Here is a 12,630-nt window from a genome sequence, read left to right as displayed (position 1 = left end):
ATGTATAGAGACCTTCAGCTGCTTCGCGGTACCTCGCGGAACGGCAGATTCTTGCCCACGACCGGTTCACGTGGAAGTCCGAGAACCTTCTCGCCGATGATGTTCTTCTGGATCTCGTCGGTGCCGCCGGCGATGGATTGTGCAGGAACGGACAGTAGCACCTCGGCGATGATGCCGTCGAGCGGTGCGTCGGAACCGGCGAGCATGCCGTCGGCCTGCTCGATGAGGGTGTGAACCTTGCTTGCTTGCTTGGCCAGCTTGCTGAGCGCCAGTTTGCCGAGTGAGCCCTCGGCGCCCGGGGGCCGGCCGAGTTGCTGAGCGGCGCGTGCCCGGTCAGCGGTCCATCTGGTTGTTCGCTGTGTGGTGAGCAGCCGTGCAATCTCCTGCCGAACGACAGGATCCTGGGCTCGACCCGTTGCGATGGCCCGCTCGACGACCAGGTCGACTCGACCGAGGCGCTGGGGATACCACCGGTATGTCTCGAAGTAGTGCTCGGCCTCGTGCCTCGCCTCGTCGAGTGCTCGGCCGGGCGCGGTGGAGTAGTCCGGTCGAACCAGAGTCCCCGCGCGTCGCTCGAACGCAAGCGTGGTCAGGGCGACGGACCAGCCGTCGTCCACCTCGCCGATCACATATTCCTTGGGAATCCGGGCGTCGGTGAAGAAGACCTCGTTGAACGAGCTGTAATCGTTCATCTGCCGAAGTGGACGAACCTCGACACCGGGCTGATTCATGGGAATTGCGAAGTAGGTGAGTCCACGGTGCTTCGGCGCGTCCCAGTTGGTCCGCGCCACCAGAATGCCGAAGTCGGCGTGGTGCGCACTCGTATTCCACAGCTTCTGACCGTTGACAACCCACTCGTCGCCGTCGAGAACCGCTCGCGTGGTGAGACCGGCCAGGTCGGAGCCGGCACCGGGCTCACTGAACAGTTGGCACCAGGACTCCTGTCCGGTGAGGATCGGACGCAGGAAGCGCTCGCGGACGACGTCGCTCCCGTGGGTCAGGATTGTGGGTCCGGCGAGAATGGTGCCGTTTCCGACCGGAGTCCCCACGGCGCCGGCGGCAAGAATCGCCTCCGCGACGGCAGGGTCCGTCCACTCCGGCCACCCGCGTCCATGCCAGTTCCGCGGCCAGGCGGGTACGGCCCAGCCCGCGTCGAGAAGCAGGGTCCTCCACTGCACGAGGCTTCGGTCCGGATCCCAGTTCTCGGCGACCCATCGCTGAACTTGCTCGCGCAACTCCACGGCGGTTGCCGGCGGCGCGTCGATCGCAGAAGTAATGGTCATAGGGGCACTTTAAGGCTATTCGACACTCTTGTCGAGTGTGGATTCCGACTGTACAGTCGGCACTCATGTCGCAGATCGGTGAAGAACATGTCGTGACGATGCGCGTCGATCCGTCTCACGTGATGATGTTCGCGCGAGCGCTGGGGGAGCTGGACGCGTCGTTGCCCGAGCCTGGCGACGAATCCGTGCCGGTGACGTTCCCGGTCGCGGCGGCGCAGTTCGACCCGGATAACGAGTTACGGCCCACCAGCGCCCGTCCGTGGTTCGGCTCGGGCCGCGAGGCCGGGACGCCGCGACCCACCGCAGTGGAGGGAACGCGATTGCACGCCGAGCAGCACTTCGAGTACCACCGACCGATACGTGTCGGGGACGAGCTGACGTCTACCCGGTCTCCCGGGGCGAGGTGGACGAAGACCAGCTCGAAGGGGGGAGAACTCGAATTCTTCGAGACGCTGACGCATGTCGTGGATTCCTCCGGAGAGCCCGTGCTCACGATGCGCAGTGTCAGCGTCATCGTGAAGGAGAAGGGAGAACTCCGATGATCGACGCTGCAATCATCGGCCGTCAGTACCGGTGCGTGTTGGTCGACGATCTCACGAGAACTCAGATCGTCCAGTACGCAGGCGCTTCGGGCGATTACAACCCGTTGCACACGGACGAGAGGTACGCCGTCGAGGTCGCCAAGAGCCCGTCGGTCTTCGCGCACGGAATGCTGACGGCGGGCATGACGGCGCACGGTCTCCGAACCCTGTTCGGTACTGCGCCGGTGCTTCGTTTCGGAGGCCGATTCCTCGACAAGGTATGGCCGGGAGATTCGCTGACCATGACCGCGACCGTGGCGGGAACGCAGGATCGTGGCGACCGAGACGTCGTCACCCTCGACCTCGTGACCAGTAACCAGCACGGCCGCGCCGTGTACAAGGGGTCGGCCGATCTGGTTCTCGACTCGATACCCGACCGACTACCGCAATGTTCGGAATCCACATCGTCGAGAGAGTAAGAAATCATGCGTCGCACCATCTTCGACCTCGACCACGAGGCATTTCGCGAATCGGTCCGTACGTTCCTCGAGCGGAACGTCGTGCCTCGTGCCGATGAACTCGTCGAGAAGCGAACGGTTCCGCGTGATGTCTGGATCGAGGCCGGCAAGCACGGCTTCCTCGGCCTTCAGGTACCCGAAGAGTACGGCGGATCCGATGCACAGGATTACCGGTACACGGCCGTCATCACCGAGGAGTTCGCTCGGGTCTCGGCCTCTCTGTCGTCGTGCCTCGGCATTCACATCGACGTTGTCGCTCCGTATCTGACGGAGCTCGCCTCGCCGTCGCAGCGGGACAAGTGGTTACCGGGGTTCTGCTCGGGGGAGACGTTGACGGCGATCGGGATGACCGAGCCCGGTGGAGGTTCGGATCTTGCAGCGCTGAAGACCACCGCCGTGCGAGACGGTGACGGTTGGGTTCTCAACGGGTCGAAGACCTTCATCACCAATGGTTACTCGGCTGATCTCGTCGTGGTCGCGGCACGTACCTCCCCCGGTGGCGGCGCACGCGGAATTTCGCTGTTCGGGGTGGAAGCGGCGATGCCCGGTTTCAGTCGCGGACGCAAACTCGACAAGGTGGGACAGGTCGAATCCGACACGGCCGAACTGTTCTTCGACGACGTGTTCGTGGATCAGTCTGCGGTGATCGGCGAGGTCGATCGGGGGTTCATCCACATGATGGAGCGCTTGCCTCAGGAGCGTCTCGGATGTGCCGTCTCCAACGTCGCGCACGCATCCCGAATTCTCGAGGAGACGATCGAGTACGCGAAGATCAGGAAGGCCTTCGGGCAGGCAATCGGATCGTTCCAGTACAACAAGTTCACGTTCGCGGAGATGGTCACGAAGATCGACGCTGCACAAGCATTTCTGGACCAGGCCATCATGGCCCACGTCGAGGGGACACTGTCGGCGGTCGACGCGGCGAAGGTGAAATGGTGGTCGGCAGAAATCCAGAACGACGTGATAGATCGGTGCCTGCAGCTGCACGGTGGTTACGGATACATGAACGAGTACCGGGTCGCCCGGGCGTGGCGGGACGCCCGTGTCACGAAGATCTGGGCAGGGTCGAACGAGATCATGAAGGAGATCATCGGCCGCGACCTCGGATTCTAGCGACGTCGGATGCAGCCGGGGCGTGAGTCGGCGTCACGACGCTATTGTATTCGACTTACATGTCGACTATGTTCGGTCCATGGGTAACGGCGATATCGAAGTCGAGTCGGCAGCGGATCACGTCGCCACGATCGAGATGCGCCGCGGCCCTGACAACTACTTCGACACAGCGTTGATCCAGAGGCTCGGCGAGGCACTGAACGAGTTGGCCGAGGACGGGTGTCGGGCGGTCGTACTGTGCAGTGAAGGCCGGAACTTCTGTGCAGGAGCGCGTTTGGAGCCGATGTCGAGCTCCGGCGCCGCGGAGGGCCCACATCTCTACGACGTCGCGATCACGCTGTTCGAGCAGCCGTTGCCGATCGTCGCAGCCGTCCAGGGTGCAGCCGTCGGGGGAGGGCTCGGATTGGCTCTGGCCGCAGATTTTCGCGTTGTGGCCGATAATGCGAGATTCACGGCCTCGTTCGCTCGACTGGGATTCCACCACGGCTTCGGTATGACGGCGACGCTCCCCGCTGTCGTCGGCTCGCAGACGGCCCTGGACTTGTTGTTCACGGGCCGCAGGGTCGGCGCCGCCGAGGCGAAGAGCATCGGCCTGTGCGACGACGTCGTCCCCGCCGATGAGCTCCGGGCACGCGCTCGCGCCCGAGCACTCACGATTGCGCAGTCCGCGCCGTTGGCGGTTCGGTCGATCAGGGCAACCATGCGCAGGACTCTGGTCGACGATGTCCGTGCAGCCGTCTCGCGGGAGCGCAGCGAGCAGGAGCGCTTGATGGCAACAGCCGATTTCACCGAAGGCGTGACCGCGATGTCGGAGCGCCGTGATCCCGATTTTCACGGCGCCTGACGTCGCCGCCCGAGCAGAAGGAGATGCACGTGCATGCCGCGGTTCCGATCGTGAATTATCTGAAGTTGGACGGTGACGAGGCATATCTGCTCGCGACCGATTGTTCGTCGTGCGGCGCCAGTTACCTGGGTACTCGTATCGCTTGTTCACGGTGCAGTTCTCGCACGTTCGTCGAACGCCGGCTCCCGCAGGACGGGACCGTCGGATCGTTCTCCATCGTTCACAGGGCGTCGGCGCCTGTCGTGACTCCCTTCGTGTCCGCGTTGGTCGACCTCAGCGACGGAACTACCGTGAAGGCGAACATCATCGACTGCCCACCCGACGCGGATCACGTTCGCCTCGGTATGTCGACGACCCTGCGGATCTACGAAGTGGGCCGAGACAGCGAGGGAACCGTCGCAATGGCGTTCGGGTTCGCGCCGAACAAGACCGACACCGCACCATCAGCGACGAAGGAATCACGATGACTGCTATTGCCCCGGACTCCCTGTGGTTGATCGGTGTTTCGATGACCCGTTTCGGTCGCTATCCGGATCGCGACGCCTTCGATCTGGGCGCCGAAGCGGCCCTCGATGCGCTCGACGACGCCGGTGTCACCATCGCGGACATGGACGTCCTCGCGGCGGGCAGCGTGAATCAAGCGAGGCTGTATCCAGCACAGCGCATTCAGAAGTTGATCGGCCAGACCGGAATTCCGGCGTTCAACGTTCTCAATGCGTGCGCCACGGGAGCCACCGCGGTTCGTGTCGTGGTGCAGGCGATCAAAGCCGGCGAAGCCACCATGGGCCTCGCCGTCGGATGCGAGCAGATGGGAAAGATGGGTCTGCTGGGCGCCGCCGGCGCACCGGAGGTGCCGGAGCGCTTCACTCCCACCGGGCACGACGGTCACGTGGTGCCGACCGAAGGGATCCTCGGCACGTCCATGATGCCGGGCATCTTCGCTCAGGCAGGAATGCGGTACGCATCCGAGAACGACGGTGTGGGTTTCGAGCAGTTCGCCCGGGTAGCCGAGAAGAATCATCAGCACTCGACGCTGAATCCACTCGCGCAGTATCGGAAGGCATTCTCGTTCGAGCAGATCGTCAATGCGGAAATGATCGGATACCCGAACACGACGCTGATGTGCTGCCCGACGGGCGATGGCGCGGCGGCGGCGGTGATCGTCTCGGGGGAGCGCTTGGCGACCATGCCCATGGAGACGAAGAAGCGCGCTGTCAAGATGTCGGCGTCTGTACTGACGTCGGACCCGTGGTCGCCGGACGGCCTCGTGCAACCGGATATCTCGACCCTCACCCGGAACGCCGCGAGACAGGCGTACGAGATCGCAGGCGTCGGTCCGAGCGATCTCGATCTGGTGGAGTTGCACGATTGCTTCGCCACCGCGGAATTGATTCATTACGACAACCTCGAGCTGTGCGAGCGAGGGGGAGCAGGCGATTTCATCGATCGTCGGGCGCCCTGGCGAGACGGTGAGATTCCCGTCAACGTATCCGGCGGGTTGCTCTCGAAAGGTCATCCCCTGGGCGCGACAGGAGTTGCCAATCTGTTCGAAGTGGCAACGCATCTTCGTGGAGAAGCGGGCGATCGACAGATCGAGGGCGCGAAGATCGGACTTACCCACGTGATCGGGCTCGGTTCTGCCTGCTCGATTCATATTCTGGAGCGGAGCGGGTTATGAATGGAATTTGCCGAGATCGCGTAGTCGTCATCACGGGCGCGGGCCGTGGTATCGGCCGGGAGTACGCACTCGAGTTCGCGAGGCAAGGCGCGAAGGTGGTCGTGAACGACCTCGGCGCCGGGGGTGACGGCGCGGGTTCGGGGTCGGTCACACCGGCTGCGCAAGTTGTCGCGGAAATTCGCGAGATGGGCGGCGAAGCGATCGTCAACGGAAACGACGTCGCCGATTTCGACGGCGCCAAGAACGTGATCGACGATGCCGTCTCCACATTCGGGCGACTCGACGTTCTGGTCAACAACGCGGGGATCCTCAGGGATCGAATGATCGCCAATATGTCCATCGACGAGTGGGATTCGGTGATACGCGTACATCTGCGCGGAACGTTCGGACCGACTAGGTGGGCAGCGGCCCACTGGCGTGAGCGCAGCAAGGCAGGCGAAGCCGTCGACGCCCGACTCATCAACACAGCGTCGTCCTCCGGTCTGTATTCGAATGTGGGACAGGCCAACTACGCAGCCGCGAAAGCGGGAATCGCCTCGCTGACCGTGGTGGCGAGTCAGGAACTGGCCCGGTACGGCGTCACCGCCAATGCGGTGTACCCGACCGCGTTGAGCAGGCTGACCGAGGATGTCTTCAAGGCGGCCGGGTGGACGGGCGAGTCCGAGGACGGCTTCGACCCCTTCGATCCCGCGAACATCGCCCCTGCCGTCGTGTGGTTGGGTAGCACACGGTCGGCGGGAGTGACAGGACGTGTCTTCGGGCTTCGCGGCGGTCGTATCGTCCTCGCAAACGGTTGGGAGGCCGGCCCGACGGTCGATGCGGGACGACGTTGGGACCCAGCGGAACTGGACGATGTCATGGCCGACCTGGTTCACCGTGCGCCGGAGAACTCGGGCACGGACGGTATTCGACCTGTCCGAGTGGACACGGCGTAGTCGGCACCTCCTGTGGTCGCCCGAGAACGAGGAAGCGATAGATGAAAGCAGTCAGGCTCGCACGGCTCGGCGATCGTAGAGATCCGGTCGTGCACGAGGAAGACACACCGACTCCCGGACGCGAGGACGTCCTGATCCGGGTGTTCGCCGCATCCCTGAATTTCCGCGACCAGACGGTTCTGGACGGGACGTACCCGGGCCCGCTGAAGGTCGACGGCGTCCCACTCTCGGACGGTGCGGGCGAGGTGGTGGCTGTCGGTTCCACCGTCACGCGGGCGAAGGTCGGGGATCGTGTGTCGGTGAACTGCGCGGTGCACTGGGTCGGTGGACCGAGACTCCCGGAGCACCGTGCCAGTGCCATGGGTATGACTGTCGACGGCATGTTGGCCGATCATGTCCTGGTGCACGAGAATGCGATCGTCCATCTACCGGATTACCTGTCCTTCGTCGAGGCTGCGTCACTGCCCTGCGCCGCGGTGTCCGCGTGGTCGGCGATGAACGTGGTAACCCCGCTCCAGCCGGGTCATACCGTCCTCGTGCAGGGGACCGGTGGTGTCGCACTGTTCGGTCTGCAACTCGCACGAATCTTCGGTTCGCGAGTACTGGCCATCACGTCGTCGGACGAGAAAGCCGACATCCTGAGGGGCCTGGGAGCGGAGTCGGTCGTGAACTACAGCACCACTCCCGAGTGGGATCGCGAGATCCTCGAACTGACCGATGGGAAGGGTGTGGACAAGGTCATCGACATTGCCGGCGAGGCGACGATAGTCAAGTCGGCAGCGTCCACTCGTGTCGGTGGGGAGATCGGACTCGTGGGATTCGCGAGTGGATTCGGTGGTGGGCTTCCACCTATCGACATCCTGCGACGCGGGATCACCATCGCAGGAATCGGGGTCGGTCCCAGGCTGAACTTCGAGGCGGTTCTCGCCGCGATGGCTACCGAGGAGACCAGACCCGTCATCGATCGGATCTACCCGTTCGACGACTACCGGGAGGCCTACCGCCGCCTCGAGAGCGGAAAGCATGTGGGGAAGGTCGTCATCGACGTGGCGGGATGATGTCGGCCGGCCCGGGTGACCCCTCGGCGTCGTTCGCGCACATCACCTGACAGCGTCGACCTCGTCTGGTAGCGGAGTGAACACTCCGCTTTCGTGCTACGGTTCAAGCGGAGATGCTACTCCGCTTAGCCAACGAGGAGACGATGATGCCGAGTTCGACGCGTACCCACTATCGGGCGACGTTCGCCGTGCTGGCTGTGGGGGTTGCGGCGTTCGCCCTCCTGCAGTCATTGGTAATGCCCGCGCTACCGACGATTCGCGAAGCTCTCGACACCTCGCAGTCGAACGTGACCTGGGTGTTGACCGCGTATCTGCTCTCCGCGTCGATCTTCACGCCGATCATGGGTCGCTTGGGCGACGTGAAGGGCAAGAAGCGGATGTTCGTCGTCGCGTTGGTCGCACTGGCGGTCGGGTCCCTGCTCGCGGCCGTGGCGCCGTCGCTGGCGGTCATGATCATCGGTCGGGTTGTTCAGGGCATCGGCGGTGGGGTGCTCCCCCTGGCCTTCGGGATCATCAGGGACGAATACCCGGCGGCCGAAGTTGGCGGTGCCGTAGGGCTCATCGCAGCGCTGTCCGCGATGGGGGCGGGCTTCGGAATCGTTCTCGCGGGTCCGATCGTCTCTACTTTCGGCTACGAGTGGCTGTTCTGGTTCCCGATGATCATGGTCATCCTCGCCGCCGCCGCAGCGCAGGTGCTCGTGCCGGAGAGCGACGAGTTGGCGCCCGGCCGCATCAATTGGGGAGCTGCCGCGTTGTTGTCCGGCTGGCTGGTCGCTTTGCTGATCGCCGTCAGCCAGGCGTCGTCACGGGGGTGGGGTTCCGTCCCGATTCTGAGCCTCCTGGGTCTGGCGATCGTGCTCGGTAGCGTGTGGGTCCTCGTCGAGCGTCGCAGCGCGCACCCTCTGGTCGACATGAAAATGATGGCGTCCAGGTCCGTGTGGGCGACCAACATGGTCGCTCTGCTTTTCGGTGTGGCGATGTACGCCATGTTGGGATTTCTGCCGGCGTTCCTTCAGACACCCGTGTCCGCCGGTTACGGATTCGGCGCGTCGGTCACGGAATCAGGCGTCATGCTGTTGCCGAACGCCGTACTCATGTTCCTCGTCGGACTCGTTGCCGGGCGTCTGGCGCAACGATTCGGCTCCAGGAATGTACTCGTCGTCGGGACGGGGATCTCCTTCGTAGGCCTGCTTCTGCTGGCGCTCGCCCATGACCATGCATGGGAGATCTACAGCGCGACAGCCTTGACGGGCATCGGATTCGGACTTGCGTTCTCCTCGATGTCGAACATCATCGTCAATTCCGTTCGGCGTGACCAGACCGGAGTCGCGAGCGGTATGAACGCCAATATTCGCACCATCGGCGGCTCCATCGGAGCTGCGGTCATGGCGAGTGTCGTGGCGGCCGGCGCCGGAGAATCGGGAACTCCCGCGGAATCGGGTTACACCAACGGTTTCCTCGTGCTGGCCGGTGCCATGTTGCTCGCCGGCGCTCTCGGACTCGTGATCCCGCGTATCGCACGGCACACGGTGGGTTCGCACAGGGAAGAGCCCGAGGTGCAATTGCGGCACGGAGAGTTGGCTATGGTCGCCGGAGGAACTGTGGTCGGTGACGAATCCGAGTAGGTCGGTCACAGTGCCCAGCCCATCCGCGCACACAACCGAGGATCACCGTATGACCGAGGGTTCCCTTCCGGACGGCCACGCCGCGTCGTCGGCGCCCCGTCCACTCCGTCGAGATGCCGCTGAGAATCGGCGGCGTCTTCTCGATGCCGCGCGGACCGTCTTCGCGGAGCGTGGCATGGATGCCGGGGTGGAGGATGTCGCCCGGACCGCAGGGGTCGGAGTCGGCACTCTGTACCGGAGGTTTCCCACCAAGGACGCACTCGTGGCCGAGCTCGTGCACGAGTTCATGGAGAATGCAGTGTCACTCGCTCGTGACGCTGGATCGGTTTCGGGCGGCGGCGGATTGGAACAACTCGTCTTCGCACTGGGTGAGGTGCAGGCGGAGAACCGCGGATGCCTCGCCCGGATCTGGACCGACGAGGCGAGCTCGGCGCTGCGTGACGAATATCGAAGGCTGAGCGCGGCCCTTCTCGCCGATGCGCGACTGCACGGCACCATTCGTTCCGACGCCGTGGCGACTGATCTCGATCTCGTGTTCTGGTCCCTCCGGGGCATCATCGAAACCACCGGCGACTCGGCGCCGGTCGCCTGGCGCCGCCAGGCCGCGATCTTGCTGGCGGGCCTGCGGCCGTCGTCCCACCCGCTGGGCGTCGCGCCCATCAGTGAGGCGGTCGTCGCACGCACGCGCGAATCCTCGTTGTCGACGTGAGCACCGACGAACACTCGTAGACCCCTTGGAGACCGGCTCACGTCATTGACACGCTCGGTCGGTTGCCGCTAACTTGTCGGTGTTCTACATATGTAGAAGAACGATCTGGGGGGGCAATGACTTCGAAAACGAGTGCGTCGAGTGACACAACGGTGGCGCGCCGACACACGTTGCGGCGACGATCCGGCAGGTGGTCGGCAAGTCTGCTCGTCGCTGTGGCCGCCGGGGCGCTCTTGTCGCCGGTGACGGCGACCGCCCAACCCGGGCCGGTGGACTTCTACGATGCGCCGCCGCCCAGCCCGGATGCGTCACCGGGCGATTTGATCAAATCCGAGCCCATGCGCGTCGGAGCGCAGATCGGTTCCGGTGCAACAGCTCTGCCGTTGGACGCAACGCGGATCATGTACTGGAGCACGACACCGGGTGGTGACCGGATTGCTACCAGTGGAGCGTTCTTCGAGAGCGATGCACCCTGGACGGGAGGAGGCGACCGTCCTGTCGTCGCTCTCGCCCCCGGAACAGTGGGCCAGGGAACCCAGTGCGCACCGTCGAGCTTCATCGAGAACGTGGCAGATCCCGCCACCCCCGGCGCGATCGTCGCCCAGTACGAACTGCGCCTGGCGTACGAGTTGGGCCGGCGCGGCATCAACACCGTCATGACGGACTATCAAGGGCTGGGCGTCAAGACTGGAACCGTGCACCCGTACGTCAACAGGCGCGCACAGGGGGCTGCGGTGCTCGATTCCATCCGCGCTGCTCAGCAGATCCCCGGCACGGGATCCTCGCCTCAGAGCGCGGTCGGCGCCTGGGGCTACTCCCAGGGCGGTGGTGCCGCGGCCGCGGCAGCCGAGATGGCGGCAGAGTACGCACCTGAGCTGTCGTTCGAAGGCACCTACGCCGGGTCGGTGCCGGCCGACCTCGCCGACACGCTCGGCAGGATCGACGGTTCCGTGCTCAGCGGCGCGATCGGCTACGCGCTGAACGGATTCCGGGCCGTCTACCCCGAACTGGGGCCGATCATCGACCAGTACACCAACGAGGCAGGCAAGGAGTGGTTGGCCACTGTCGCCGGCCAGTGCCTCTTTCAGACATCCGCTCGGTACGCCCTGCACCGGTCCAGCGAATACACCACCACCGGCGAACCGTTGCTCACAATCCTCCGCCGCATTCCGGCGGCGGAGGAGGTGCTCAGCGACAACCGACTCGGTCTGGTCGCTCCCTCGGGGAGCGTATGGCTCGATTCGGCGACGTCGGACGACATCGTCCCGTTCGACCAGGCAGCGGAACTCGACACGTCCTGGTGTGCAGCAGGCGGCAACATCAGATTCGCTCCACAACAGCTCCCGGAGGTTCTTCCCGGTCTCGGCATAGGCCACCTGCTGCCTCAGAACTTTCAGATCGGACAAGTCCAGAATTGGCTCGTGGACCGCTTGAGCGGAACCACCGACGAAGGAACGTGCGGATGACCACACCCATCGAACTGCGGATCGACTTCGAGGTGGACGGACTCTCGTGCGAGGGCATCCTGACCTTGCCCGACAACACCGGCGGCCCATTTCCGGTGGCTGTCGGGGCATCCGGCTTCGGCGGCGTCAAAGAGATGTTGTTACCCAGCTTCTCCCGCGCCCTGGCCTCCGAGGGCATCGCCGGGTTCATCTGGGATTTCCCCAACTTCGGTGCCAGTCAGGGAGAACCACGGCAGCACGTGGACCCGCCGCAACAAGCCCGAAGCTATCGAGCAGCGTTGACAGCGATGGAGAACCACCCCGCCGTCGATGGCGATCGGATGGGTGTGTGGGGCCCCAGCCTCGCCGGCAGTCATGCCCTCGCCACGGCTGCCGACGATCCACGTGTCCGGGCAGTCGTGGCCATCATTCCCTTCATCCGCCTTCGGCCGTCGATCGAACCCCGCATCATCCTGGCCGTCGTTCGCCATCTGCTCACGCGTCCCTTCGGTCGTCCACAACAGATGATTCCGGCCGCCGGAGAACCCGGCGTCCTCGCGGCCATGACCACCGACGGCGCACAGGAGTGGGTCGAGAACCTGGCGAGCGAGGCTCCGTTGTTCCGGAACGAAGTCACAGTCGGTTCGTTGTGGAACATGGCGAGGTGGTCGGTGGCGAAGAAGGTGCGCGGCATCCGTGTTCCCCTCCGTGTGATCGTTGCCGAGGCCGACTCGATCACACCGGCGTCGATGGTCAGAAAGGCTGTCCGAGCGATTCCGGACGTCGACATCATCACCTACCCCGACACGCACTTCGAAGTGCTCGACGAGCACGCCGACGCCGTGCGCCGATCGGTCACCGAGTGGATGACCACGCATCTATGAGTGGAGAATTTCGGCAG

The 12,630-nt window shown here is 64.3% G+C and carries 13 protein-coding genes; 12 read left to right on the top strand and 1 reads right to left on the bottom strand.

The genetic code is table 11. The features are described 5' to 3' along the window. Positions 1-14 precede the first annotated feature (14 nt). Complete coding sequence (locus QRN16_RS20310) at positions 15-1,283, bottom strand: acyl-CoA dehydrogenase family protein (protein WP_082544710.1); 1,269 nt, start codon at positions 1,281-1,283, stop codon at positions 15-17. Positions 1,284-1,348: 65 nt separating this feature from the next. Between QRN16_RS20310 and QRN16_RS20305 the strand changes: the two genes are divergently transcribed. From QRN16_RS20305 to QRN16_RS20250, 12 genes are all read left to right on the top strand, one after another. Beyond that, positions 1,349-1,825 carry an FAS1-like dehydratase domain-containing protein gene (locus QRN16_RS20305; RefSeq protein ID WP_056449058.1) on the top strand — a complete coding sequence of 159 codons (477 nt, stop codon included), beginning with the start codon at positions 1,349-1,351 and terminating at the stop codon, positions 1,823-1,825. After that, positions 1,822-2,283 (top strand): MaoC family dehydratase, encoded by a 462-nt coding sequence (locus tag QRN16_RS20300; RefSeq protein WP_056449061.1) that lies wholly within the window; start codon positions 1,822-1,824, stop codon positions 2,281-2,283. Before QRN16_RS20305 ends, QRN16_RS20300 begins: the two co-directional genes overlap by 4 nt. 6 nt (positions 2,284-2,289) lie before the next feature. Further along, positions 2,290-3,435, top strand: a complete 1,146-nt coding sequence (locus QRN16_RS20295) for an acyl-CoA dehydrogenase family protein (RefSeq protein WP_285189505.1) — start codon at positions 2,290-2,292, stop codon at positions 3,433-3,435. A gap of 79 nt (positions 3,436-3,514) precedes the next feature. Continuing rightward, positions 3,515-4,279 (top strand): enoyl-CoA hydratase/isomerase family protein, encoded by a 765-nt coding sequence (locus QRN16_RS20290; protein ID WP_285189503.1) that lies wholly within the window; start codon positions 3,515-3,517, stop codon positions 4,277-4,279. A 23-nt stretch (positions 4,280-4,302) separates the two neighbouring features. Continuing rightward, the gene (locus QRN16_RS20285) at positions 4,303-4,746 is read left to right on the top strand and encodes a Zn-ribbon domain-containing OB-fold protein (RefSeq protein WP_056449068.1); all 444 of its coding nucleotides are present in this window, start codon (positions 4,303-4,305) and stop codon (positions 4,744-4,746) included. Continuing rightward, complete coding sequence (locus QRN16_RS20280) at positions 4,743-5,957, top strand: thiolase family protein (protein WP_056449071.1); 1,215 nt, start codon at positions 4,743-4,745, stop codon at positions 5,955-5,957. The genes QRN16_RS20285 and QRN16_RS20280 overlap by 4 nt, the downstream gene beginning before the upstream one ends. Further along, the gene (locus QRN16_RS20275) at positions 5,954-6,892 is read left to right on the top strand and encodes an SDR family oxidoreductase (RefSeq protein WP_285189499.1); all 939 of its coding nucleotides are present in this window, start codon (positions 5,954-5,956) and stop codon (positions 6,890-6,892) included. The genes QRN16_RS20280 and QRN16_RS20275 overlap by 4 nt, the downstream gene beginning before the upstream one ends. 89 nt (positions 6,893-6,981) lie before the next feature. Next, a complete protein-coding gene (locus QRN16_RS20270) occupies positions 6,982-7,950 on the top strand; it encodes a zinc-dependent alcohol dehydrogenase family protein (RefSeq protein WP_235578838.1) in 969 nt (322 codons plus the stop codon). Between the two features lie 143 nt (positions 7,951-8,093). After that, the gene (locus QRN16_RS20265) at positions 8,094-9,575 is read left to right on the top strand and encodes an MFS transporter (RefSeq protein ID WP_285189547.1); all 1,482 of its coding nucleotides are present in this window, start codon (positions 8,094-8,096) and stop codon (positions 9,573-9,575) included. Between the two features lie 49 nt (positions 9,576-9,624). Next, entirely contained in the window at positions 9,625-10,284 is a 660-nt protein-coding gene (locus QRN16_RS20260; protein ID WP_285189497.1) for a TetR/AcrR family transcriptional regulator, read from the top strand. Positions 10,285-10,622: 338 nt separating this feature from the next. After that, complete coding sequence (locus QRN16_RS20255) at positions 10,623-11,750, top strand: lipase family protein (RefSeq protein ID WP_285189494.1); 1,128 nt, start codon at positions 10,623-10,625, stop codon at positions 11,748-11,750. Further along, on the top strand, positions 11,747-12,613 hold the full coding sequence (locus tag QRN16_RS20250; protein WP_285189493.1) for an alpha/beta hydrolase: 867 nt from the start codon (positions 11,747-11,749) through the stop codon (positions 12,611-12,613). The genes QRN16_RS20255 and QRN16_RS20250 overlap by 4 nt, the downstream gene beginning before the upstream one ends. Positions 12,614-12,630: the final 17 nt, after the last annotated feature.

Origin of the sequence: Rhodococcus sp. MEB041, assembly GCF_030208955.1 — a bacterium.
Taxonomy (GTDB): Bacteria; Actinomycetota; Actinomycetes; order Mycobacteriales; family Mycobacteriaceae; genus Rhodococcoides.
Note: the sequence above shows the minus strand (reverse complement) of the source record. Positions and strands in the feature narration are given on the sequence as shown.